Genomic DNA, 22561 nt, shown 5'->3' with positions numbered 1-22561 from the left:
TCAAGCCTATACGGAGGCCGGGTCAGGCCGATCCCATCTTCTTGATCGCCTCGATGGCCTTCGTCGCCGCCTCGGTCGCCCCGTCCACGCAGTCGCCCTGGTCCAGCGGCGTGTCGTCGTCCTTGCTCCCGCCGTAGGAGACGGTCACGAGGACGTTGCCGACACGGGCGTTGACGACGGCCTGGGAGAACGCGGTCTCGGTGAAGTACAGCACGTAGGCCTGATCGCCGACCTCGTCGAGATCGTCGAAGTCGCGCAGGCGCTGGCTCGGCAGGAGGTTGTCGCCGGACTTGTCGCTCTCGTGCTCCTCGGTGAACATCCCCTCGGCGTCGGCCACCGGGTCGGCGCCGGGGACGCTGCGCAGCTCCAGGGACAGCTCGCGGGGATCGTCGCCGAGCCCCACGTCTCCCCAGGTGCAGCGGACCGAGGTGTCGGTGTCGGTGGCCGACGCCGGGGTGGGCTCGCCGCCGGGGACGAGCTTCTCGGGGGCGTCGGCGAGGACGGAGCACGCGTCCGGCGGGCCCTCCAGCGGGACGAACCCGCCGTCCTCGGCGCCCGACGGGGCCGCCTGATGGTTCGTGCCCGGCGCTAGTTGCGTGGGGTCTCCGCTCGCGTTACGCAGGATGAACAGACCGGCTATCGCGCAGACCACGAGCACGCCGGTGAGCGCACCGGCGAGCAGGATCGCCATACTCCGCTCAGAACCGGTGCTTCTACGCCTCTGACCACCCACTGGAGGACTCCTATACCCGTCTTGTCCCGGGAAAGTGCGCTCTTACCAAAGATGTTCGCTAGAGGTTACGGCACGCAAACGAGAAACTGCGAGTACCAGGGCATACCTATCTAATCTGGAACGATCCCGTTCAGTTCAGACCCGGCCCAGCGGCCCCCCACGCCGGTGATCGTCACGTCGCGGGACTCGGTGTCGCCGACCCGGCTCATCCGCACTTCGAGACGATCTTCGGCAAGGCCCTCGACCAGGCCCTCGCCCCACTCCACCACGGTGACCGCGGCCGCGAGGTCGGCGTCCAGGTCGAGATCGTCGACCTCGGCGAACCCGCCGAGCCGGTAGGCGTCCACATGGACCAGCGGCGGCCCCCCGGCCAGCGGCGGGTGCACCCGCGCGATGACGAAAGTGGGCGATGTCACCGGGCCGCGCACCCCGAGGCCCTCCCCGATGCCCCGGGTCAGCGTGGTCTTGCCCGCGCCGAGACCCCCCGTCAGGACCACGAGGTCCCCCGCGCGTAGCAGCCCGCCCAGGGCCAGGCCCAGGGAGTGCATCCGCTCCGCCGTGTCTATCCTCACCGCTCCTCCTTCACCGGCTCGTCCTCGACGCCCCGCGCGGGCCCCGGCACCCGGGGCGGGGCCGCCGTGACCCGTCCCGCGAGCGCCCGGACCGCCTCGGTCACCCGCGCGTGGTGCTCCATCGGCAGCAGATGCCCCGCGGGCTCGACCGCCACGTACACCACGTCCGTCAGGCCCGCCGCGATCTCCGCGCCGTGCGCCGCCGGGGTCAGCAGATCCGCGTCGCCCGTCATCACCAGCGCCGGAACCCGGTCCAGGACGGCCAGGGCGGCGCGCTTGTCGTGCCCGATCAGGGTCGGGTAGAACTCCGCGATCACCTCGAACGGGGTCGCGCGGACCATCCGCTCCACGAAGTCCACCACGGTCGGGCTGATCGTCCGGTCGGCGAAGCCCATACGGCGGATCACCCAGAACGCCAGATCCGCGCCGATCGCGCGGGAGGAGTCCACCAGCGCGCCCCGGCGGCCCAGCCCGCGGATGACCCGCGGCGCGAGCGGCTGCGCCACCTTGGCCAGGATCAGCGGCAACCCGAGCGTCATCTGCTGGATGTCGCCCATCGAGGTGTTGACCAGCGCGACCCCGCGCACCCTGCCGCCGAACTCCTCCGGATGGCGCTCGGCGAACGCCATCAGCGTCATCCCGCCCATGGAGTGCCCGACGAGCACCACGGGCTCGTCCCGGCCGACCGTCGCGCGCAGCACCGCGGCGAGGTCCGCGCCGGTCTGGTCGATGGTCGCCCGGCGCGGGTCGCTGCGCCCGGACCTGCCGTGGCTGCGCTGGTCCCAGGTGATCCGCCGGAACCCCGTGAGATCGCGCCGCTGGTAGTGCCAGGTGTGCAGGTTCAGGCAGTAGCCGTGGCAGAACACCAGGGTCGGGGTGCCCGGCGCCGGAGGCGTCTCGGGCTCCTCCACCTCGACGTACAGGGGCAGCCCGTCGTCGGCGAGGACGGTCAGGGCGTCTCCGCGCGGCTCCCCGAAAGGCTCGGCGGCCTCCGGGTCCGGCTGGGCCCTGACCCGGCCGACCGCGTACTGGCGGGCCGCGACCACGGCGCCCACGCCGGCCGCGCCCACCCCGGCGACGGCTCCGGCGATCCCGAGTCTTCTCTTGCTCCGTCCGTCCAAAGTCGTCCTCCCTGCGGGGCTGGGTACGGAAGGCCGCGGGCTCAGGCCGCGGCGGTCAGTCGGTGTGCACGCGCGGGACCCGGCCGCCCAGCCGGGTCACGATCTCGTAGGAGACCGTGCCGACGGCGTCGGCCCAGTCCGTCGCGGTGGCCTCGCCGCGGTCACCGGGGCCGAACAGGACGACCTCGTCGCCCTCCTCGATCGGATCGTCGCCGACGTCCAGCACGAACTGGTCCATGCAGACCCGTCCGGCGATCTTCCGGCGGCGGCCTGCCGCCAGGACCTCCAGCACGTTGCTGCCCGAGCGCGGGACGCCGTCGGCGTACCCGGCGGGGACCAGTGCGACCGTCGTCTCCCGGTCGGTGATGTAGAGGTGGCCGTAAGACACGCCCGACCCTGCGGGGACGCGCTTGGCGACCGTCACCGTGGAGGTGAGGGTCATCGCGGGGCGCAGGCCGGGATCGGGCAGCGCGGGCGCGGGGTTCAGCCCGTAGATCGCCAGGCCGGGACGGATGAGGTCCCAGCGCGTCTCGGGCAGGTGCAGGGCCGCCGAGGAGTTCGCCAGATGCCGTAGCTCGGGCCGGACGCCCGCGCGCTCGGCGTAGCCGACCATCTCGGCGAAGGCCGCCGTCTGCCGGGCCACCGACGGGTGCTCCGGCTCGTCGGAGCAGGCCATGTGCGACCAGAGCCCGATGATCCGGACGGCCCCCTCGGCCTCGGCCTTCAACGCGGCCTCGACCAGCGCGGGCCAGCCGTCGCGGGTCTGCCCGCCGCGCGACATCCCGGTGTCGGCCTTCAGATGGATCCGGGCGGGGACGCCCTTCGCGGCGGCGGCCGCCGCGACCGCGCGGACCAGCCCGACCGAGCCGACGCCCAGGTCGACCCCGCCCGCGATCGCCGCGGCGAAGTCGGTGTCCGGCGGGCAGACCCCGGCGAGCACCGGGGCGGTGATCCCCGCCGCGCGCAGCGCCAGGGCCTCGTCGGCGAACGCGACGCCGAGCCAGGACGCGCCGGCCTCCAATGCGGCCTTCGCCACCGGGACGGCCCCGTGCCCGTAGGCGTCGGCCTTGACCATCGCCATCACGGGCCGGCCCGCGGCCTCGGCGAGCAGCCGCACATTGTCCCGGATGGCCGAGAGGTCGACCAGCGCGCGCGTCGGATGCGTCATGGTCCCCAAGTCTGCCGCACCCGGCGGGGAGCTCGGGCAAGACCGCGCGCGGGTCGGCGCAGCTCAGGACAGTTGCGCGAACGCCTCTGGCAGCGCGGCGAGAACGTCCTCCGCGGTGATCGGCGCGGGCGCGAGGCCGCGCCGGGGCGCCGCGGCGATCCGGGCGGCCAGTCCGTGCAGGTGGGCGGCCCAGGCCCCGGCGTCGGCGGCGTCGACGCCCTGCGCGAGCAGCGCCCCGGCGAGGCCCGACAGGACGTCTCCGGAGCCCGCGGTGGCCAGCCAGGGCGTGCCCGTGAGATTGGCCCGGACCTGGCCGCCCGGATCGGCGACGAGCGTCGTGGAGCCCTTGAGCAGGACCGTCACACCGAGGCCGGCGGCCGCGGCGCGGACATGGACGAGCCTGCGCGCCTCGATCTGATCGCGGCCGACGTTCAGCAGCCGGGACAGCTCGCCCGCGTGCGGGGTGAGCAGCGTCGGGGCCCGGCGGTCCAGCAGGGCGCGGCGCACCCCGGCCGGGAGCCCCGCGAGGACGGTGAGCCCGTCGGCGTCGACGAGCACGGGCACCTCGCTGCGCAGGGTGGCCTTGACCAGGCGTTCTCCTCGCGCGTCGACGCCGAGGCCGGGGCCGACCACCCAGGCCTGGACCCGGCCGACGGCGTCGAGATCGGGCTCCGTGTCGTCGCCCGGGGCCGCCTCGGGCAGGACCGTGGTGACGGTCTCCGGCCAGCGCGCGTCGACCAGCGCGACCACCCGGGCGGCCGAGGCGAACCGGACCATGCCCGCGCCGCCGCGCAGCGCCGCGCCGACCGAGAGCAGCGCGGCCCCGGTGAACCGCGCGCCCCCGGCGATCACCCCTACGACGCCGCGCCGGTACTTGTCGGTCTCCGCCTCCGGGCGGGGCGGCCTGACGTCCGCGGTGGCCGGGGCGATGACGGCGGGCTCGGGCAGCCCGGTGAGGCCGATGTCGACGAGTTCGACGACCCCCGCGTGCGCGGCCCCCGGATCGATGAGCAGGCCGGGCTTGAGCGTGCCGAACGTGACCGTCACGTCGGCCCGGACCGCGGTGTCGGCGACCTCGCCGGTGTCGGCGTCGACCCCGCTCGGGATGTCGCACGCCACCACCGCGGCCTCCTCGGGCAGGGCCCTGACGAGTGCCCCGTACAGGCCGCGCAGGGCGCCCCGGCCTCCGATGCCGGTAAGGCCGTCGATCACCAGGTCGGTGCCTTCGAAGGCCCGCCTGGCCGCCGAGGAGGGCGCGGAGCCTTCTCCCGGGGACAGCAGGGACTCCAAACGGGCGTAATCCAGGACGCGGCCTCCAGCCGCCCTGAAATCGGCGAGCCCTTCGGGATGCGTCTTCTGCGCGGCCAGCGCGGCCGTCACGTGGGCGCCCCTGCGCGCCAGGCGCGCGCCCGCGTACAGGGCGTCGCCTCCGTTGTCCCCGCTGCCGACGAGCAGCAGCACGCGGGAGCCGTAGAGGCCGCCGAGCAGCTGCGCGCACACGGCGGCGAGCCCCGCCGCGGCCCGCTGCATCAGCGTGCCCTCCGGCAGCCGTGCCATGAGCGCCGCCTCAGCGGCCCGTACCTCGTCCACCGCGTGCGCGTACCGCACCGCCGCCTCCTGCGAAAAGGGATGAAGGGATGTCTCGCCCGTGGGCCCGTCTCCGGCGTCCTACCCGCTCAGCCCGCCTCGGCGATCACCATCGCGGTCGCGATCCCGCCGTCGTGGCTGAGCGACACATGCCAGGCGGTGATCCCGAGCGGGTCGGCGACCGCCGAGATCGTGCCCGTGACGTGCAGGGACGGCCGGCCCGCCGCGCCCCGCCGGATCTCCGCGTCGGTCCACAGCAGCCCGCCCGGTGCGCCCAGCGCCTTGGCCAGCGCCTCCTTGGCCGCGAACCGCGCGGCCAGGGACCGCACCGGAAGATCCCGCTCACCCTCGGTGAACAGCCGCTCCCGCAGCTTCGGCGTCCGCGCCAGCGCCGCCCCGAACCGCGCCACGTCCACCACGTCGATCCCCACGCCCACGATCACCCCCCGAGCGTACCGATCTCAGGGCAGGCGGGTCCTCGGGGCGGGATCGCGCATCGGCAGGCGCAACCTGCGGACGGTCAGGGCGACCGCGCCCGCGGCGAGCACCAGGTCGAAGCCCAGGCCGTAGTGCCAGACCGGCTTCAGCCCTTCGCCGCCCGGAGTCCCCTCGTCGGCCGAGGCCGCCTCGCTGTAGGCGTCGTAGATCACCTCGTCGGCCGCCAGGTCGCGGACGTCGAAGCTGATCATCGCGAGGAGGTCGAGGTCCGGCTCCTGCTGGGCGCAGCGGTCGATGCTCAGACCGGGTCCGGCGGGCACGCAGAGCATGCGGCTCTTCTCCTTGGGCACGGCGTCGGCGACGGTGACGAACGGATTCGCCGCGAGCAGCCACCAGGCGCCCCCGTCGTCCTGGTCGCCCGGATCCCCCGGCGTCAGGGGCCGGAACGCGGAGGTCGGCCAGTAGGCGATCAACGTGCCGAAGACCAGCCCGAAGACCGTCAGACAGGACAGCAGGACCGCGGTGACCGTCCGCGCGGCGACGGCGGAGAAGAACTGGCCGATCGCGCACACCACGCCGATGAGAAGCGCGCTCGACCCGAAGGACACGAGCGCGCGGAGCCCTCCGAAACCGTCCTGGACCAGGGGCCGGGCGAGGAACGGCGCGGTCAGCGAGAGCAGCAGCACACCGCTGCCCCAGGACGCCAGCAGCTTGCCCAGCGCGAGGTCCGCGGGAGTCAGCCGGGTGAGCTGGAGCAGCGCCAGCGTGTCCCTTTTGTGCTTCCCGTTGACCGACCGGGCACCGAGCGCCGACGCGGCGCACAGGACCGGCAGCAGGACGAGGAAGAGCAGCGTGCCTGAGAACGCGCGGTCGAGATCGGCGGCGTCGATCTCGCCGGCGAGGGCCCGGTGCAGGACGAAGGCGGTGAGCCCCACGCCCGCGGTCCAGAGGGCGAGCAGCCACCTCCAGCGGACCGAACGCATTCTGGCGCGCGTGTCCAGCCCGGCGACCAGCAGTACTCCCCGTGCACTCGGCATTTCAGCGCACCTCTCGCGGACCGAGATCCGGGAACGGGCCGGAGGCCGGCCGTTCACCCACCGCGCGGCCCCGGTCCAGGAGGACGACCCGGTCGGCGAGGCCGGCCATCTCGGTGAGCGCACCGCCGGACAGGAGGATCGCGGTGCCCTCCTCTGCCGCCAGCCGCAGCAGCAGGTCGCGCAGGGCCGCCCGAGCTGCGGAGTCGAGGCCGGAGAGCGGCTCGTCGAGTAGCAGCACCCTCGGCCGGTGCACCAGCGCGCGGGCGAGCCCGAGCCTCTGTCTCTGCCCGCGTGGAAGCGCGTGGACGCGCTCACGCGCCTGGCCGGCGAGCCCCGTGAGCGCCAGGAGTTCGCCCGTGCGGACCGCCACGTCGCGGGCGTGCAGCCGGTGCGCCGCGCCGAAGAGATCGAGGTACTCGACGACCGTGAGCCTGTCGTGGACGCCGAACGTGTCGGGCAGCCAGCCGAGTGCCGCCCGCGCCTCGGCCGGCCTGGCCACGGCGTCCACCCCGGCGATCTCGACCCGGCCCGTGTCGGGCGCGAGCAGCGTCGCCAGGACGAGCAGCAGCGTGGTCTTTCCCTCGCCCTTCTCCCCGACGAGGCCGGTCACCCGGCCGTAGGGGACGCTCAGATCCACCCCGGCGAGGACCTGGGTCCTCCCGAACGCGTACGCGACCCCGGTCGCCCGCACCCCGACCCCGATGTCCGCCATGCGAGCAGCCCTCCCGCCGAAGATCCACCGTGCTGGGTCAGACGCCGGAAGGGCCGGAAAAGTTCTGTCGCGGTGCTCGGACGGGACGCCGGAGGCGCCTTACGGTCAGGGTGAGCGCGCCGGCGGCGAGGGCCAGATCGATGCCCAGGCCGTAGGGCCAGACGGGGTTCAGGCCGGGGCCTCCCCGCCCTTCGTCGAGATCGACGTAGGCGCCGTAGGACTCGTAAGAGCGGTCTTCGGCCCTCAGGTCGCGCATGAGGAAGCTCATCTGGGACAGCAGGTCGCCGCCGCCCTCCCGCTCGCAGTGCTCGACGTTCGGTTCCACCCGCGCGCAGACGATCCGCGAGGAGTCCAGGGGCGCGGCGTCGGCGAGGACGATCAGCGGGTTCGCGGCGAGCAGCCACCACGGGCCGCCCTCTCCCTCGTCGGGCACCGCCGGGGGCTGGAGCAGGAAGCTCAGGAAGTAGGCGAGCACGGTGCCGAAGACCAGCCCGCCGACCGTCAGCGCCGACAGCAGGGCCGCGACGCCGCGCCGCCCGGCCGTCGAGCAGAGCCGGCCGAGCGCGCAGACCACGCCGACGAGCAGTCCCGCCACCACGAGGCAGGCCAGTGCCCGGAACGGCCCCACGGCCCCGGTGAGCACGGACACGGCGAGGAAGGGCACGGTCGGCGCCAGGAGGACGAGGCCCGTGCCCCAGGACGTCAGCAGCCCGCCCAGCGCCGGGGCGGGCAGGGAGCCCGAGCCCCGTCCGCCGCCGACCTGACGGGTGGCGAACACCGGCGCGGCGCACAGGACCAGCAGGAGGACGAGGGGCACCAGCGCCCCGCACACCCCGGCGTGGAGATCCGCGCCGTCGACCTCGGCGCCGAAGGTCCGGTAGAGGACCGTCGCCAGCAGGCCCACGACCAGCGTCCAGCCTGCCAGCAGGGCCTTCCAGCGGCCTTTGCGCACGCTGGCGCCCAGCTCCTGTCGGGCCACGAGCAGCGCCCCGCGCATGAGAACGCCCTCCCGTCGAAGATCCACCGTGGTGGGTCAGATGACGGGAGGGCGCGGAAAGTTCTGTGCGGCGTGATCTACTCCACGGTGACGGACTTGGCCAGGTTGCGCGGCTGGTCCACGTCGTGGCCCTTGGCCGTCGCCAGCTCGCAGGAGAACACCTGGAGCGGGATCGTGGTGACCAGCGGCTGGAGCAACGTCGGCACCGCAGGGACCTCGATCAGCGTGTCGGCGTAGGGGGCCACGGAGTCGTCGCCCTCTTCGGCGATGACGATCGTGCGGGCGCCCCGGGCGCGGATCTCCTGGATGTTGGAGACGATCTTGTCGTGCAGCACGTCGCGGGCACGCGGCGGCACCACCACGATCACCGGCAGGCCGTCCTCGATGAGCGCGATCGGCCCGTGCTTCAGCTCACCGGCGGCGAAGCCCTCGGCGTGCATGTAGGCGAGCTCCTTGAGCTTCAGCGCGCCCTCCAGGGCGACCGGGAAGCCCACATGGCGTCCGAGGAACAGCACGGACTTCTCGTCCGCCAGGGAGCGGGCCAGCTCGCGGACCGGCTCCATGGTCTCCAGGACCTTCTCCACCTTCTCCGGCATGGAGCCCAGCAGCTGGACCATGGCGAAGACCTCGTCGCCCCACTTGGTGCCGCGCACCTGCGCGATGTACAGGGCGATCAGGTAGACCGCGACGAGCTGGGTCAGGAAGGTCTTGGTCGCCGCGACGCCGACCTCCGGGCCGGCGTGGGTGTACAGGACGCCGTCGCACTCACGCGGCATCGTGGAGCCGTTGACGTTGCAGATGCACAGCACGCGGGCCTTCTGCTCGCGCGCGTGCCGGACCGCCATGAGCGTGTCCATCGACTCGCCCGACTGGGAGATCGCGATCACCAGGGTGCTCTTGGTGAGGATCGGGTCGCGGTAGCGGAACTCGCTGGCGAACTCCACCTCGCACGGCACCCCGGCCCAGTGCTCGATCGCGTACTTGGCGATCATGCCGGCGTGATAGGACGTGCCGCACGCGATGATGATGATCTTGTCGATCTCGCGGAGCTGCTCGTCGGTGATGTGCATCTCGTCGAGGTGCAGGCGGCCGTCGGCGCCGATCCGGCCCAGCAGGGTGTCGGCGACGGCGCGCGGCTGCTCGGCGATCTCCTTGAGCATGAACGCGTCGTAGCCGCCCTTCTCTGCGGCCGACACGTCCCAGTCGACGTGGTACTCGCGGACCTCGGCCGGGCGGCCGTCGTAGTCGGTGACGGTGACGCCCTCGCGGCGCAGCTCCACCACCTGGTCCTGGCCCAGCTCGATCGCGTCGCGGGTGTGCTCGATGAACGCCGCGACGTCGGAGGCCAGGAAGTTCTCCCCGACGCCCTTGCCGACGACCAGGGGCGAGTTCCGGCGGGCCCCGACGACCACGTCCGGGTCCTGGGCGTCGACCGCGACCAGGGTGTAGGCGCCCTCCAGGCGGCGGCAGACGCGGCGCATGGCCTCGGCCAGGCCGTGCTCGCCCACCTCCTCCTCCAGAAGGTGCGCGACGACCTCGGTGTCGGTCTCGGACTCGAACACGTGCCCGCGCTCGGTCAGCTCGGCGCGCAGCTGCGCGAAGTTCTCGATGATCCCGTTGTGGATCACCGCGACCCGCCCGGCGCAGTCGACGTGCGGGTGGGCGTTGACGTCGTTCGGCGCGCCGTGGGTGGCCCACCGGGTGTGCCCGAGCCCCACCGTGGAGGCGGGCGGGGGCTCTTCCTCCAGCACCTTGCGGAGGTTGATCAGCTTCCCGGCCTTCTTGGCCGTGGCGAGCCGCCCCTCCACGACGAGCGCGATGCCCGCCGAGTCGTATCCCCGGTACTCAAGCCGCGCCAGTCCGTCAACGACGACCTGCTCGGCCTGCTGACCACCGACGTAACCCACGATTCCGCACATGAACGCCACACTATCTGTCGATCCGTCAAAGACTGGAGCCCGCCGACCTGCGACGGCGACCCCTCTGGTTACCCTCGTCACCCATGAACGCGCCCTGGGAACCGATCCCCAGCCCCTACGTCGAGTTCTCCCGGGAGGCATGGAGACAGCTCAGGGCGAACACCCCGCTCACCCTGACCCAATCCGACGTCGACGAGCTGCGCGGCCTCCGCGATCCCATCGGCATCGACGAGGTCGAGGACGTCTACCTGCCGCTGACCCGGCTGCTGAACCTCTTCTTCACCGGGGACAGCGGCCTGCGGGACGCCCTGAGCACGTTCCTCAACGAGTCGGTGCGGCCCACCCCGTTCGTCATCGGGGTCGCGGGGAGCGTCGCGGTGGGCAAGTCGACGGTTGCGCGGCTCCTCCAGGCGCTGCTCGCGCGCTGGCCCGAGCACCCCCGTGTGGAGTTGGTCACCACCGACAACTTCCTCTACCCCAACGCCGAACTGCTGCGGCGCGGGCTGATGACCCGCAAGGGCTTCCCCGAGTCCTACGACCGGCGCGCCCTGCTGCGCTTCATCTCCCGGATCAAGGCCGGGGCCAAGGAGCAGTCGATCCCCGTCTACTCCCATCTGGAGTACGACATCCTGAAGGGCGAGCGGCAGACGGTCCGCACCCCCGACATCCTGATCTTCGAGGGCATCAACGTCCTCCAGGTCCCGCCGACGGGCTCGCTCAGCGTCTCGGACTACTTCGACTTCTCGATCTACGTCGACGCCAAGGTCGAGCACATCCGCGAGTGGTACGTCGAGCGCTTCCTCGCGCTGCGCCGCACCCGGTTCTCCGACCCGCGCTCCTACTTCCACGCGCAGGCCAGGGCGCAGAGCGACCCGGAGGCCGTCGCGTTCGCGCAGAGCATCTGGCGCGAGACCAACGAACGCAATCTCACCGAGAACATCCTCCCCACGCGCGCCCGCGCGACCCTCGTGCTGCACAAGGGGCCCGACCACGCCGTCCAGCGCATCCGCCTCAGGCGGATCTGAGCCCGTCTCCCACCCCTGGGACGGCTGTTCGCGGACGGCCCGGCCGGGCCCTTCCCCCTCTGCCTTCTACGACGCGGGCGGCCGGAAAAAGGTTGGCCCCGATCGCGACCGCCCTGCTACGAAGGGACGATGTCCGATCCGCTCTCGTCTCCGGCGAACGTCGAGTCGGGGGCGTCTTGGCGCGCCCTCGCCCCCCTGCGCACCCCCGCCTACCGGCCTCTGATCGGCTCGGTGGCGCTGTCCCTCGGCGCGGCGGGAATGTGGGCCGTCGTCCTGGTCTTCCAGGTGATCGCGATCAGCGACAGCGCGCTCGCGCTGTCGGCGGTCGCGCCGGGCCTCACCGCGGGGATGCTCGTCTTCTCGCTGGCGGGCGGGATCGCCGCCGACCGGCTGTCCAAGCGCGCGGTGCTCGTGGCGGTGCAGGCGCTGAACACAGCGGCCACCGCGGCGATCGCCGTGCTGTCGCTGACCGGCACGATCAGGCTGTGGCATCTCGCCCTGGCGTCGGTGGTGCTCGGCGCGGCGACGGCGTTCTATTACCCGGCTTACACGGCCTACCTCCCGTCGATCCTGCGGGAAGGCGACCTCCTGGCCGCGAACGGCCTCGAAGGCGCCCTGCGCCCGGCCCTCCAGCAAGCGGGCGGCCCGGCACTCGCCGGAATCCTGGTCGGCACCTATTCGCCGACCGCCGGAGCCGTGATCGTCACCGCCTTGTACGCGGCGGCCTTCGTCCTCGTCCTCTTCCTCCCGAAGGAGCCTCCGGCGAAGCCCGGGAAAGGCGATGCGGGGAAACCGAGCATCTTCGGCGAACTGCGCGAGGGCTTCGCCTTCACCCTGCGCACCCCCTGGCTGCTCTGGACGCTGCTGTTCGCGTGCCTGGCCGTCATGGTCGTCATGGGCCCGGTGGAAGTCCTGCTCCCGTTCCTGGCCCGCGACTCCTTCGCCGACGGCGAGCGCATGTACGGCCTGCTCCTCACCGCCTTCGGCACAGGCGCCGTCCTAGGCTCCCTCGCGGTTTCGTCATGGCGCCTCCCCCGCCGCTACCTGACCACCATGATCCTCGGCTGGGGTCTGGGCAACCTCCCTCTGGCCGTCCTCGGCTACACCGACTCCTTCTGGCTGATGGCGGCCGCCCTCTTCGTCGCCGGCCTCACCGACGGCTGCTGCATGGTCATCTGGGGCACCCTCCTCCAACGCCGGGTCCCCCCGCACATGCTCGGCCGCATAGCCAGCCTGGATTTCTTCGTCTCCCTGGCCTTCCTCCCCTTGTCGATAGCCCTGGCAGGCCCCCTGGCCCAGATCGTCCCCGTCCCCGTGATCTTCCTATTCGCAGGCCTCCTACCCCCCGTCTTCGCCGTGATCGCCGTCCTCGCCGGCCGCCTCCCCACCGACGAGAAAGCCCACCCCCTGACCTGACCCCTCACCGAGCCCATCCGCTCCCCGTCACCCGGGCTGGTTTTCTCAATCCATCCGACTTACCATCGAGGGTATATATCTTTGACGGTATGTTCGAGATCGCTCTGGAGCCTGCGGTGGAGACGTGGTTGGAGGGGCTGCCGTTCGGGCACTTCCAACGAGTGATGGCCAAGGTCGACCTCTACCTCGTGGAGAAAGGCGGGGTGGCCGATGGCGACCACGCGGATCACCTTCTGGAAGCCGGGCAGCCCGGCGATCGTGCTGCTCACGGTCTTCGCCAAGGCCCGCAACGGACCCCAGCACGACGACGTGAACCGAGCCGTCAAGGCCAAGAGAATCTGTCAGACGGAACACGACATGACCGTCACCCACACTTTCGACAGGAGATCGTGATGGCCGGACACAGCACCTGGGACACGCTCAAAGCCAAGCGGCTCCGGGGGGAAGCCGCCCAAGAACACCCGGAGTACACCCAGGCCGTCCGCGATATCGACCTCGGAAACAAACTCCGCGAGATCCGCACCAGCAGGAATCTGACACAGGCTGAAGTCGCCAAGAACGCCGGAATCACCCAGCCGGCGCTGTCCCGCATCGAACTCGGCGGAGGCGTGCCCACCCTCGACATGCTCGACCGCATCGGCCGAGCCATGGGGGTCCGGTTCGTGATCTCTGTGGGCGACTCCCAAGCCGACCCCATCGACCTCCTCGCCGGCTGACCGACGACCTCTCCCCTACCCTCGGCACGCCCGCCGCGCCGAGACACCCGAATGTCTTCGACGAGGCGGGGTTCAGCGGCGCTTGAGCCGACCCGCGAAGGTCGCCCACCCGCGCTTCGAGAAGGAGAGCTTCGAGCCCCCGGGGTTCTTGCTGTCGCGAACGGCCATGCGGCGTTCGCCCGGCACACCCAGCTCTACAGACCTCCCGGCAGATACTGAACATATGCGGCACCGGGGTCTGAGGGGTTTGGGCGGTCTTGTCGGCCTTATCGCGAAAGGGGGCAGGTGGTTCAGGGTTCGACGGGGATGACGTAGGCGAGTTCGTAGCGGTCCACGGGGACGATGATGTCGGCGGTTTCGACGGGGCGATCACCGGTGTAGGTGCGCTGGATGACGATGACGAGGGCGCCGGTGGGGATGCCGAGTTCGGTGGCCTCCGCGGTGAGGGCGGCGCGTGCGGTGACGACCTCGGTGGCGACGTCCACGTTGACGCCGATGGCGCGCATGCGTTCGGTCACTCCTCTGCCCGCATAGGGGCCGTCCTCGGGAAGCATGACGTCGGTGCCGCCGGTGAGGGCGAGAGGTTCCCAGCTCGTGGAGAGCATGACGGGCTCGTCGTCGGCGAGGAAGGTGTAACGGGTCCGCATGACCGCGTCCCCCTGCGCGATCGCCAGCCGTTCGGCGATGGCCGGCGGCGCCTCGGCCGTCTCCGACGCCGCGCGCCAGCCGCCGCTCTTGCGCTGCGCGGCCATATCCGCCCGGAAGGGCGACCCATCCCGCGACTCCCGGTACCAGCTCCTCGTGAGACGGCGAAGCTCCGGCTTCTCCCGCACGTAGGTCCCGCTCCCGGACCTCCCGACGACCAGCCCCTCGGACGCGAGAAGCCGCAAAGCCTGCAGAGCGACACTGTCGGCCACCCGGTACTCGGCCGCGAGAGCGGCCCGTGAAGGCAGCCGGGCCCCGGGCTCCAGCTCCCCGGACACGATCCGCTCCCGCAGTTCATCGGCGATGCGCTGATACGCGGGCTGAACCACGGCTCTCTCCGATCCGAACGGGTTTGTCGCCACAGCTTGACAAGCTGTACACACCGCTCGCAAGCTATGCGCACAGCTTTCCAAACTGTGCCCGCAGATTGGCGGTGCGTGACCGTGCAGACTGAGCAGGCGGCCTCCGACGCTTTGTCGAATGCCGAACAGCCCGGACGATCCTTCGTCGCGTTCGCCCGGCTGAAGCCGGGCAACCAGATGCCGAAGCGGGCCCGGGACTGGGTGACGGGTGTGGCCGCATCGCGCGTGGCGACGGACGTGCTCGACACACTGCGACTCCTAACGTCCGAACTCGCCACGAACGCGCTACAGCACGGCTTCGCCACAGGCATCGTCCGGGTGGCATTGCTGACCTGCCCGCAGGGGCTGCGCGTCGAGGTCACCAACGACGGCGACGGAACCCCGGCACCCCGGAGTGCGGCCGAGGGAGACGAGGACGGGCGGGGGCTCTTCCTCCTCGACGCGCTCGCGCGTGCCTGGGGCCATGACCGCAGGGCGAACGGCAAGGGACCGTGGTCTGGTTCGAGATCGACGCCCCGGCGTGCGCGTAGCGCGCTGCGACGTCGCGCCCCACATCAACGGAAAACGGCCCCGGCCGCTGCTGCGACAGCGGGTGCTCCGGGGCATCGGCCGGAAAGGGCCTGACTCATGCACGATCGTAGTACCGCAACCGGCGACGCACGGCTCGGGCAGGCGGGGCCGAGCCGTCCCGTGTCCATGCCGACGCCTCCGCTTCGGGCGCCGATGGCCGTCGGCCGCTCCGGGTCGTGGATCTCGGCCGATGCTCCGCTCGGGAAGGTCGTCGCGATGGGACGGGGTCGCGCGCAGCCCGTCACGGTCGGGATCCTGCGCCGGTCGTACCCCGAGGTCGTCAGCATCTGGTGGGGCAAGGCCACCTGCGTGTGGCGGGCGCTCGTCCACGTCGACGGGCTCGACACGTGGGCCATCGGCGAGACGCTCGACCGGCTCGGAAACGCGCTGTGGGCGCTGCTGCGCGGCCGCCACCGGCTCAGCGCCCCGCCCCGGTCCGCGGCGGGCGGGCGTCCCGTCGCTTCGGTGGGGACCGTCCCCGCCCTGCCGGAACCCCCCGTGTGCGGCGCCGACGCACCCGTTCCTCCCGCGTCGGCTTCGCGCCGGGCCGTTCCGGTCCCGAACTCCCTCGGCACCGATGACTACTGGCCCGGCGTTCCGGCACGGCGCGACCCCGGGCCGCGTCGTCCGGGCCTTCTCGTCCGGTTCGGCGGGCGGGTCCGGGGACGGCGGGCGGCTGCCTGACGGTCAGGTGAGGGAGCGGCCGGTGTCGGGGGCGAACAGGTGCAGGGCGTCGGGGTCGTAGACGAGGTCCAGGGGTTCGTTCTCGCGGGCCGGGGAGTCCGCGTCCAGCCTTGCGACGAGTTGGGGCGCGGCCGACTGGAAGAGGTCGGCCTTGCGGGTGTCGGGGAGGTTCAGGTAGGCGAATTTCTCCGCGCCCAGGGATTCGACGATGTCGGTGCGGGCGGTGAAGGACAGGAGCTCGCCCTGCTGGGAAGGCCGGGAGATCCGGGCGTCCTCAAAAGCCTCCGGGCGGATGCCCAGAACCACCTCGCGCGAGGCCCTGTGCGCGTCCAGGGCGGCATGGAGGCGAGAGGTGAGGGGGATCTCACCCAGAGGCGAGTGCAGGGCTCCGGCTTCTACGTGAGCCGGAAGGAGGTTCATGGCGGGAGAGCCGATGAAGCCCGCGGTGAAGAGGTTGACGGGAGTCCGGTACAGCTCGTCGGGGGTGCCGATCTGCTGTACCTCGCCCTTGTCGAGCAGCACTATGCGGTCGGCCAGGGTCATGGCCTCGGTCTGGTCGTGGGTGACGTAGACGGTGGTGGTGCCGAGGCGGTTCTGGAGGCGGGAGATCATGGTGCGCATCTGGACGCGGAGTTTGGCGTCCAGGTTGGACAGCGGCTCGTCCATGAGGAACGCCTTGGGGTCGCGGACGATCGCGCGGCCCATCGCGACGCGCTGGCGCTGGCCGCCCGACAGGTGCGCGGGCCGACGGTCGAGCAGATCTGAGATGTCCAGGATGCGGGCGGCCTCCGCGATCCGCCGCGCCGCCTCCGCCTTGTCGGTCTTGGCCAGGCGGAGCGGGAACCCGATGTTCTCCCGGACGGTCAGGTGCGGATACAGCGCGTAGGACTGGAAGACCATGGCGATGTCCCGGTCGCGCGGCGCCCGCTCGTTCACGCGGGTCCCGTCGATGCGCAGCTCGCCGTCCGAGATCGGCTCCAGCCCCGCGATCATGTTCAGCGTCGTGGACTTCCCGCACCCCGACGGCCCCACGAGGATGACGAACTCGCCGTCGGCGATCCGGAGGTCGAGCGCCTGGACGGCGACCGTGCCGTCCGCGAACCGCTTGGTGACCCCGTCAAGGACGATCTCTGCCACGACGGCCTATCCCTTCACCGCGCCGGACGTCAGCCCCGAGACGATCCGGCGCTGGAAGAACAGGACGAAGACCACGATCGGAATGGTGATGACGACGGCCGCCGCGGCGATCGATCCGGTCGGGTCCTCGAACTGGGACGCGCCGGTGAAGAACGAGATCGTCGCGGGCGCGGTGCGGGCCCTGCTGGAGGACGTCAGGGAGATCGCGAACAGGAAGTCGTTCCAGCAGACGATGAACGCGAGGATCGCGGTCGTCACCACGCCCGGCATGGCCAGCGGCGCGATGACCAGCCGGAATGCCTGGAAAGGGGTGGCTCCATCAATTTTCGCCGCCTTCTCCAGATCCCAGGGGATCTCCCGGAAGAACGTGGCGAGCGTGAAGATCGTCAGCGGGAGCGCGAACGTGATGTACGGGAGGATCAGGCCCGGCCAGGTGTCGAACAGGCCGAGCGACCGTTCGATCTGGAACAGCGGCGTCACCAGCGAGATCTGCGGGAACATCGAGACGAGCAGCGACACGCCGAGCACCGCGGCCCGCCCCGGGAACGCCAGCCGGGCCACCGCGTAGGCGGCCATGGTCCCGATGACGATCGCGATGGCGGTCGAGATGAGCCCGATCCCGATCGAGTTGGCGAGGCCGCGCGTGAACTCGCCGTCGGCGAAGATGCCGCGGTAGTTGTCCCAGGTCCACCGGGTCGGCCAGAACGAGCCGTCGGTGACCGTCGCGGGGTCCTTGCCCGACAGCGAGACGATCCACGCGACCGGGACCAGCGCGTAGAGCAGCACGAGGGCGTTCAGCGCCGCCCACCCGCCGCGCCCCATCAGCGCACCTCCCCTGGCGCGCTCGCGCCGAGCCCCTTGACGAACACGAACGCGACGAGCGCGACGACACCGAAGATCAGCACCGACATCGTCGAGCCGATGCCGAGGTTCAGTCCCCCGATCAGATTGTGATAAGCGATCACTGACACCGAGCTCGTGTCCTGCGCCCCGTTGGTGAGCACGTAGATGTTGTCGAAGACCCGGAACGCGTCGAGCACCCGGAACAGCAGGGCCGCGACGATCGCGGGCCGCATCAGCGGCAGGGTGACGAGCCGGAACCGCTGCCACGGGCCCGCCCCGTCCATCGCGGCGGCGCGCAGCGCGTCCTCCGGCACGAGCGCGAGCCCGGCCATCAGCAGCAGCGCCATGAACGGGGTGGTCTTCCACACCTCGGCCAGAATGATGACCCCGAGCGCGGGCCAGTGCTGCGTGAGCGGCGCCGACCCCTCGGGCAGCAGCCCTGCGAGCCAGCCGGTGCCGGGCGTCCAGGCGTACTTCCAGCCGTAGGCCGCGGCGACGGTGACGATCCCGTACGGGATGAGCACGACGGTCCGGACGAGCCCGCGGCCCAGGAGCGTCCGGTACATCACCAATGCCAGGGCCATGCCGAGCACGAGCTCCAGCGCGACGCTCACGACCGTGACGAGCAGGGTGACGCCCAGGGCGTTCCACCAGAACGGGCTGGCCAGGACCGTCCCGTAGTTGGCGAGGCCGATCCACGCCTTCTCGCCGGGGAAGCGCAGGTCGTAGCGCTGGAACGACAGCAGCACCGAGTACACGACGGGCCAGGCGGCCACCAGCAGCATCACCAGCGCGGCGGGCGCGCACAGCCATAGGCCGAGCCTGCGCTCGGCGCGCTGCCCTTCGCCCAGTACGGCCCGGCCCTTACTGACGACTTCTCTCGCATCCCCCTCCGCGATGCCGCCTTCGCTCACGGAAGCACCCCCTTGCTCTGCAGCGCGTCCCCGATGAGCTCCTTGAGCGTCGCCAGGGTGCGCGGCGGGTCGATCGCCGCGGGCGGCGAGAGCGTCACCGCGGTCACCGTCGAGACGTTCTGGTAGGTCGGCGTCTTCGGGCGCGGGGCCGCCGTCCGCAGCGCCTTCAGGATCGCGTCGCGCATCGGATAGGCCTCGGCCATCCCTTCCGCCCGGTACACGGCCTCGATCGTCGGCGGGAGGCCGTCCTTCGTCGCGGCGATCCGCTGGCTCTCCGGATCGCGCAGGCACAGCGCCGCCGCGAACGCCGCCTCCGGATGCGCCGAGAACCTGCTGACGGCGAAGTTGGCCCCGCCGAGCGGCGCCCTCCCCGGCCCGTCGAGGCCCGGGTAAGGCGCCCACTTGAAGTGCTTCACCATCTCGGGGCGGTCGGCGGCCATCGCGGCGTACACGAACGGCCAGTTCAGCTCGTAAGCCGCGCGCCCGCCTTCGACCGCGAGCCGCGCGTCGTCCTCCTTGGTGTTGGACAGCGAAGGGTCGGCCGCTTTCGACCGGGCGAAGGCGCGCATCACCCCTAGCGCCCGTTCCGCGGGCGGGCCCAGCGCGACCTGCTCGCCGTCCGGACTGAGGATGCTGCCTCCGGCGGACTCCACCAGGCTGTTGAACCAGACGACGAGGCCCTCGTACTGCGCGCCCGTCACCTCTCCGTAGTGCGGCTTGCCTTCGCCGGCCAGCCGTGCGGACTCCTTCATCAGCCCGTCCCAGGTGGCGGGGGGTTCCGGCATGAGGTCGGACCGGTACCAGAGCAGTTGCACGTTCGTCGTGTACGGCGCGGCGTAGAGCGCGCCGTGCCAGCGCGCGGTCTCCAGCGGCTGTTTCAGGGTCCCCTGCGCGGCCTGCTCCGCGTGGGCGCCCTTCCACTCCCTGATCCACCCCGCCTCCGCGAGCTCGGCGGTCCACGTCACGTCGAGCCCGAGCACGTCGAGCCCGGGATCCCCGGCCGCGAGCCGCCGCACGAGCTGCTCCCGCTGGTCGTCCGCCCCGCGCGGCAGCGTGTTCAACGCGATCCGGTACGCCCCCTTCGCCTCCCGGTCGCACCGTTCGACGATCACCGCGAGGTTCTCCTGCGGCGCGTTGTAAAGGTTCACCACGGGCACCCCGCCAGAGCCGCCCCCGCACCCCGCGGCCCCCGCCGCGAGCACCGCGCACAGGACGGCGCGGCTCCGCCTTCCCCAGCGCATCCCACCCCCGAGGTCACCGAGCGTGTCGTCGCGCTTACCTTGACCGCTCGGCCCCCGCGGCAAACCTCCGGAACGCCGAACGCCCCCCGCGCGATCGCGCGGGGGGCGTCCTCATAGCTGGTCAGTAAGGCGGGAGGGCGGGGGTGGGTTGGGCGGCGCCGGCGTCCTGGATCGCGAGCTCGATGAGGGCGATCAGGACCTCCTTGACGGACTCGCGGCGGCGGACGTCGCAGGGGACGACGGGGACCTTGGCGTCGATGTCGAGGGCGTCGCGGATGTCGTCGGGCGAATGCCTGGCCGCGCCGTCGAAACAGTTCGCGGCGACGACGAACGGGATGCCCCGGTGCTCGAAGAAGTCGATCGCGCCGAAGCAGTCCTCCAGGCGCCGGGTGTCGGCGAGGACGACCGCGCCGACCGCGCCGAAGGCGATCTCGTCCCACATGAACCAGAAGCGTTCCTGGCCCGGGGTGCCGAACAGGTACAGCCTGAGGCCGTCGGCGAAGGTGAGTCGGCCGAAGTCCATCGCGACGGTGGTGGTGGTCTTGCGTTCGACGCCGGTGAGGTCGTCGACGCCTGAGCCGACGTCGGTGAGGTCCTCCTCGGTGCGCAGCGGACGGATCTCGCTGACCGCGCCGACGAGGGTGGTCTTGCCGACGCCGAAGCCACCCGCGACGAGGATCTTCAGCGCCACGCGCGGGTCGTCGGCGCCGCCCGGCTCAGAGTTCTCGTAGGCCATTCAGGACTCTCATCAGTAGCCGGGCGTCGTGCCGCCCGGTGGGGGTCTGCTGCTGCTGCGGGACCTCCTGCAAGAGGCCGTGCTCGCACAGGTCGCCGAGCAGGACGTGGACGACCTTCAGGGGAAGGTCGATCTCCGACGCGAGGTCCGCGATGGTGATGGGCTTGCGGCACATGGCGAGCAGCCTGTGCTGCTCGCTGGTGAGGCGCATGTGGTCGCGCACCGGATTCCAGGTCGCGACGAGGATCGTCACCAGGTCGAGCCTGATGCCCGACGTCCTGGTCCTGCCTCTCGTGATGGTGTACGGGCGCACGAGCGGGCCGGCGTCCCGGCCGACCCAGCGCTCCTTGGGGCCGCGTTCTCTCGGACCGTCCATGGGTCCTCCTACCTGTAGCCCGCGGCCGGGCGGTGCTCTTGGACGCGGGGCGCCGCGGCGAGGTGCTGGCGGACGCGCTTGATGAGCATCGCCATCTCGTAGGCCACCAGGCCCGCGTTCTGCCCGGCGCCGGCCAAGACGGCGAGGCAGCTTCCGCTGCCCGCCGGGACGACGAAGAAGAGCTTGTCGTCGATCTCGATCACGGCCTGCCGGACCTGGCGCGCCTTGAAGTGGTCGCGGGCTCCGTTGGCGAGGCTGTTGAAGCCCGCCGAGAGCGCGGAGAGGAATTCCGCGTCGGCCCTGGAGACACCGCGGGACGCGCCCATCATCAGGCCGTCACGGGAGAGCAGGACCGCCTGGTGCACCTGCTCGACACGCTCCACCAGGTCGTCGAGGAGCCAGTTGAGCTTGGCGGTGGATTCGGGGTGGGTCATGGTTCCTGCCCGTCGTAGTGCTCGGTCGCCGGAGGGCGTCGGTCATCTCCCCTGCCGCTCGCCCACGGCCGTACGGTGCCGCACCCGACCGACCTGTGTGGACCAGCGAGGCAACCGCGGACAACTCTGGCTCAGGGTGTTACAGACGCATCTCGCCACGCCATGATTGCCATGCTTCGCCCGGATATCAACGCTTGCGCCCCACTCGATAGGGACTTTTCGTAAATACTCCTCAGTAACCTGGACTTGCCACGTTCCAGAAGCCGCTTCTGGCCGCGTCCGGCAGGGGGAGGAGGTGACCCCCTCGCGACGGGACCGCCGCGCCGCGACACGCCGGGAACCCGCGCCGTCAGAGCTTGAATCGGACGTCGAATTCGATGACACCGCTGTCACCGTTCTCGCCGGAGAACGAGCAGGTGCGGCGGCCTCCCGCCGCAGGTGACTTCGAGATCCGGCGCGGGACCCGCCGTGACGGATCCCGCGCCGAACGTTCTAGCGCTTGTACCAGATGTCGGCCTTCAGCGAGCCGGTCTCGTCCTTGAGCGTGAACCAGAGGTGCAGCGACTTCGTGCCGCAGGTGAACTTGCCGGCCAGCGGCGCGATCGGCTCGGCCTCGTTCTTCTTGTAGGCCGGCACCAGCTTGTAGGTGTCAGAACCGGGCACGCCCTTGGCACCGCTGGTGGCGGTCGCGGTGCCCTTGGCGGAGGAGCCCTTGTATCCGAAGGTGCCGCTCTTCTTGCCCTTGAAGGCGCCGTTGAGAGTGAACGACTTCTTGTACTGGGCCCAGATGGACACCTCGCCGTCGTCGAACTTGCCTGTCGCGTTGACCTTCGCGGACTTGGCGAAGTCGTACTTGACCGAACCGGCCTTCACCGTCAGCTTCGTGCCCTTGCCGCCCGAGCCCTTGAGGCTGAAGCCGTCGTCGGTGCCGGAGAAGGTGTGCTTGGTGAGCGTCCACGTGCCGAGCGCGCACGCCTTGGGCGCGGCCGACGCCGCACCGGGCGCCGCGACGACGCCACCGGCGACGAGCGCCACGGCGATTCCTACCTGACCGAGTTTTGCGAGCATGGCGAACCTCCAGGATCCGGGGGGAAAGTATCCGGAGGGAATTTACTACC

The 22561-nt window shown here is 71.4% G+C and carries 25 protein-coding genes; 5 read left to right on the top strand and 20 right to left on the bottom strand.

Annotated elements, in window-relative coordinates:
* Positions 1 to 22 precede the first annotated feature (22 nt).
* The 10 genes from EDD29_RS44365 to glmS form a co-directional block, all read right to left on the bottom strand.
* Positions 23 to 691, bottom strand: a complete 669-nt coding sequence (locus tag EDD29_RS44365) for a hypothetical protein (protein WP_123670110.1) — start codon at positions 689 to 691, stop codon at positions 23 to 25.
* A 152-nt stretch (positions 692 to 843) separates the two neighbouring features.
* Positions 844 to 1281: a tRNA (adenosine(37)-N6)-threonylcarbamoyltransferase complex ATPase subunit type 1 TsaE gene (tsaE, locus tag EDD29_RS44360; protein WP_123671068.1), complete on the bottom strand. Its 438-nt coding sequence runs from the start codon at positions 1279 to 1281 to the stop codon at positions 844 to 846.
* A gap of 20 nt (positions 1282 to 1301) precedes the next feature.
* Complete coding sequence (locus EDD29_RS44355; protein ID WP_123670109.1) at positions 1302 to 2426, bottom strand: alpha/beta fold hydrolase; 1125 nt, start codon at positions 2424 to 2426, stop codon at positions 1302 to 1304.
* A gap of 55 nt (positions 2427 to 2481) precedes the next feature.
* The gene (gene alr / locus EDD29_RS44350; RefSeq protein ID WP_123670108.1) at positions 2482 to 3594 is read right to left on the bottom strand and encodes an alanine racemase; all 1113 of its coding nucleotides are present in this window, start codon (positions 3592 to 3594) and stop codon (positions 2482 to 2484) included.
* Between the two features lie 63 nt (positions 3595 to 3657).
* Positions 3658 to 5202 carry an NAD(P)H-hydrate dehydratase gene (locus EDD29_RS44345; RefSeq protein WP_123670107.1) on the bottom strand — a complete coding sequence of 515 codons (1545 nt, stop codon included), beginning with the start codon at positions 5200 to 5202 and terminating at the stop codon, positions 3658 to 3660.
* Between the two features lie 68 nt (positions 5203 to 5270).
* Positions 5271 to 5624 carry a holo-ACP synthase gene (locus EDD29_RS44340; RefSeq protein WP_123670106.1) on the bottom strand — a complete coding sequence of 118 codons (354 nt, stop codon included), beginning with the start codon at positions 5622 to 5624 and terminating at the stop codon, positions 5271 to 5273.
* An 18-nt stretch (positions 5625 to 5642) separates the two neighbouring features.
* Complete coding sequence (locus EDD29_RS44335; protein WP_148086308.1) at positions 5643 to 6656, bottom strand: ABC transporter permease; 1014 nt, start codon at positions 6654 to 6656, stop codon at positions 5643 to 5645.
* A gap of 1 nt (position 6657) precedes the next feature.
* Complete coding sequence (locus tag EDD29_RS44330; RefSeq protein ID WP_123670104.1) at positions 6658 to 7368, bottom strand: ATP-binding cassette domain-containing protein; 711 nt, start codon at positions 7366 to 7368, stop codon at positions 6658 to 6660.
* Between the two features lie 37 nt (positions 7369 to 7405).
* The gene (locus EDD29_RS44325) at positions 7406 to 8365 is read right to left on the bottom strand and encodes a hypothetical protein (protein ID WP_123670103.1); all 960 of its coding nucleotides are present in this window, start codon (positions 8363 to 8365) and stop codon (positions 7406 to 7408) included.
* A 77-nt stretch (positions 8366 to 8442) separates the two neighbouring features.
* Complete coding sequence (glmS, locus tag EDD29_RS44320) at positions 8443 to 10284, bottom strand: glutamine--fructose-6-phosphate transaminase (isomerizing) (protein WP_123671067.1); 1842 nt, start codon at positions 10282 to 10284, stop codon at positions 8443 to 8445.
* Positions 10285 to 10367: 83 nt separating this feature from the next.
* On the opposite strand from glmS, the gene coaA reads away from it, so the two are divergent.
* The 3 genes from coaA to EDD29_RS47530 all read left to right on the top strand — a co-directional run bounded on the left by coaA (position 10368) and on the right by EDD29_RS47530 (position 13441).
* Positions 10368 to 11309: a type I pantothenate kinase gene (gene coaA / locus EDD29_RS44315; RefSeq protein ID WP_123670102.1), complete on the top strand. Its 942-nt coding sequence runs from the start codon at positions 10368 to 10370 to the stop codon at positions 11307 to 11309.
* Between the two features lie 129 nt (positions 11310 to 11438).
* A complete protein-coding gene (locus EDD29_RS44310) occupies positions 11439 to 12725 on the top strand; it encodes an MFS transporter (RefSeq protein ID WP_123670101.1) in 1287 nt (428 codons plus the stop codon).
* Between the two features lie 89 nt (positions 12726 to 12814).
* Entirely contained in the window at positions 12815 to 13441 is a 627-nt protein-coding gene (locus EDD29_RS47530; RefSeq protein ID WP_246053334.1) for a helix-turn-helix domain-containing protein, read from the top strand.
* Positions 13442 to 13513: 72 nt separating this feature from the next.
* Here EDD29_RS47530 and EDD29_RS47970 read toward each other — a convergent pair whose 3' ends face one another.
* Both EDD29_RS47970 and EDD29_RS44290 read right to left on the bottom strand, forming a co-directional pair.
* Positions 13514 to 13666 (bottom strand): DUF397 domain-containing protein, encoded by a 153-nt coding sequence (locus tag EDD29_RS47970; protein WP_123670099.1) that lies wholly within the window; start codon positions 13664 to 13666, stop codon positions 13514 to 13516.
* A gap of 65 nt (positions 13667 to 13731) precedes the next feature.
* Positions 13732 to 14475: a GntR family transcriptional regulator gene (locus tag EDD29_RS44290; RefSeq protein ID WP_123670098.1), complete on the bottom strand. Its 744-nt coding sequence runs from the start codon at positions 14473 to 14475 to the stop codon at positions 13732 to 13734.
* A gap of 108 nt (positions 14476 to 14583) precedes the next feature.
* Here EDD29_RS44290 and EDD29_RS44285 point away from each other — a divergent pair, with 108 nt between their 5' ends.
* Both EDD29_RS44285 and EDD29_RS44280 read left to right on the top strand, forming a co-directional pair.
* Positions 14584 to 15132, top strand: a complete 549-nt coding sequence (locus EDD29_RS44285) for an ATP-binding protein (protein ID WP_170201820.1) — start codon at positions 14584 to 14586, stop codon at positions 15130 to 15132.
* A 162-nt stretch (positions 15133 to 15294) separates the two neighbouring features.
* Positions 15295 to 15762: a hypothetical protein gene (locus EDD29_RS44280; protein WP_148086307.1), complete on the top strand. Its 468-nt coding sequence runs from the start codon at positions 15295 to 15297 to the stop codon at positions 15760 to 15762.
* 3 nt (positions 15763 to 15765) lie between these two features.
* Here EDD29_RS44280 and EDD29_RS44275 read toward each other — a convergent pair whose 3' ends face one another.
* From EDD29_RS44275 to EDD29_RS44240, 8 genes are all read right to left on the bottom strand, one after another.
* On the bottom strand, positions 15766 to 16899 hold the full coding sequence (locus EDD29_RS44275) for an ABC transporter ATP-binding protein (protein ID WP_123670095.1): 1134 nt from the start codon (positions 16897 to 16899) through the stop codon (positions 15766 to 15768).
* A 6-nt stretch (positions 16900 to 16905) separates the two neighbouring features.
* Entirely contained in the window at positions 16906 to 17721 is an 816-nt protein-coding gene (locus EDD29_RS44270; protein WP_123670094.1) for a carbohydrate ABC transporter permease, read from the bottom strand.
* Positions 17721 to 18656, bottom strand: a complete 936-nt coding sequence (locus EDD29_RS44265; RefSeq protein ID WP_123670093.1) for a carbohydrate ABC transporter permease — start codon at positions 18654 to 18656, stop codon at positions 17721 to 17723. Before EDD29_RS44265 ends, EDD29_RS44270 begins: the two co-directional genes overlap by 1 nt.
* The gene (locus tag EDD29_RS44260) at positions 18653 to 19897 is read right to left on the bottom strand and encodes an ABC transporter substrate-binding protein (protein WP_123670092.1); all 1245 of its coding nucleotides are present in this window, start codon (positions 19895 to 19897) and stop codon (positions 18653 to 18655) included. The genes EDD29_RS44265 and EDD29_RS44260 overlap by 4 nt, the downstream gene beginning before the upstream one ends.
* Before the next feature lie 121 nt (positions 19898 to 20018).
* Entirely contained in the window at positions 20019 to 20633 is a 615-nt protein-coding gene (locus EDD29_RS44255) for a GTP-binding protein (RefSeq protein ID WP_123670091.1), read from the bottom strand.
* Positions 20614 to 21009 carry a DUF742 domain-containing protein gene (locus tag EDD29_RS44250; protein WP_123670090.1) on the bottom strand — a complete coding sequence of 132 codons (396 nt, stop codon included), beginning with the start codon at positions 21007 to 21009 and terminating at the stop codon, positions 20614 to 20616. The genes EDD29_RS44255 and EDD29_RS44250 overlap by 20 nt, the downstream gene beginning before the upstream one ends.
* A gap of 8 nt (positions 21010 to 21017) precedes the next feature.
* Positions 21018 to 21443 carry a roadblock/LC7 domain-containing protein gene (locus EDD29_RS44245; protein ID WP_123670089.1) on the bottom strand — a complete coding sequence of 142 codons (426 nt, stop codon included), beginning with the start codon at positions 21441 to 21443 and terminating at the stop codon, positions 21018 to 21020.
* A 492-nt stretch (positions 21444 to 21935) separates the two neighbouring features.
* Positions 21936 to 22511: a single stranded DNA-binding domain-containing protein gene (locus EDD29_RS44240; protein WP_148086306.1), complete on the bottom strand. Its 576-nt coding sequence runs from the start codon at positions 22509 to 22511 to the stop codon at positions 21936 to 21938.
* Positions 22512 to 22561: the final 50 nt, after the last annotated feature.

The sequence above is a fragment of the Actinocorallia herbida genome (assembly GCF_003751225.1).
Taxonomy (GTDB): Bacteria; Actinomycetota; Actinomycetes; order Streptosporangiales; family Streptosporangiaceae; genus Actinocorallia; species Actinocorallia herbida.
Note: the sequence above shows the minus strand (reverse complement) of the source record. Positions and strands in the feature narration are given on the sequence as shown.

Coding starts and splice junctions, on each gene's coding strand:
- coaA (WP_123670102.1), top strand. CDS start 10,368: ATGAACGCGCCCTGGGAACCGATCCCCAGCCCCTACGTCGAGTTCTCC.
- EDD29_RS44270 (WP_123670094.1), bottom strand. CDS start 17,721: ATGGGGCGCGGCGGGTGGGCGGCGCTGAACGCCCTCGTGCTGCTCTAC.
- EDD29_RS44330 (WP_123670104.1), bottom strand. CDS start 7,368: ATGGCGGACATCGGGGTCGGGGTGCGGGCGACCGGGGTCGCGTACGCG.
- EDD29_RS44245 (WP_123670089.1), bottom strand. CDS start 21,443: ATGACCCACCCCGAATCCACCGCCAAGCTCAACTGGCTCCTCGACGAC.
- EDD29_RS44325 (WP_123670103.1), bottom strand. CDS start 8,365: ATGCGCGGGGCGCTGCTCGTGGCCCGACAGGAGCTGGGCGCCAGCGTG.
- glmS (WP_123671067.1), bottom strand. CDS start 10,284: ATGTGCGGAATCGTGGGTTACGTCGGTGGTCAGCAGGCCGAGCAGGTC.
- EDD29_RS44250 (WP_123670090.1), bottom strand. CDS start 21,009: ATGGACGGTCCGAGAGAACGCGGCCCCAAGGAGCGCTGGGTCGGCCGG.
- EDD29_RS44310 (WP_123670101.1), top strand. CDS start 11,439: ATGTCCGATCCGCTCTCGTCTCCGGCGAACGTCGAGTCGGGGGCGTCT.
- EDD29_RS44280 (WP_148086307.1), top strand. CDS start 15,295: ATGGGACGGGGTCGCGCGCAGCCCGTCACGGTCGGGATCCTGCGCCGG.
- EDD29_RS44260 (WP_123670092.1), bottom strand. CDS start 19,897: ATGCGCTGGGGAAGGCGGAGCCGCGCCGTCCTGTGCGCGGTGCTCGCG.
- tsaE (WP_123671068.1), bottom strand. CDS start 1,281: ATGCACTCCCTGGGCCTGGCCCTGGGCGGGCTGCTACGCGCGGGGGAC.
- EDD29_RS44240 (WP_148086306.1), bottom strand. CDS start 22,511: ATGCTCGCAAAACTCGGTCAGGTAGGAATCGCCGTGGCGCTCGTCGCC.
- EDD29_RS47530 (WP_246053334.1), top strand. CDS start 12,815: ATGTTCGAGATCGCTCTGGAGCCTGCGGTGGAGACGTGGTTGGAGGGG.
- EDD29_RS44365 (WP_123670110.1), bottom strand. CDS start 691: ATGGCGATCCTGCTCGCCGGTGCGCTCACCGGCGTGCTCGTGGTCTGC.
- alr (WP_123670108.1), bottom strand. CDS start 3,594: ATGACGCATCCGACGCGCGCGCTGGTCGACCTCTCGGCCATCCGGGAC.
- EDD29_RS44335 (WP_148086308.1), bottom strand. CDS start 6,656: ATGCCGAGTGCACGGGGAGTACTGCTGGTCGCCGGGCTGGACACGCGC.
- EDD29_RS44255 (WP_123670091.1), bottom strand. CDS start 20,633: ATGGCCTACGAGAACTCTGAGCCGGGCGGCGCCGACGACCCGCGCGTG.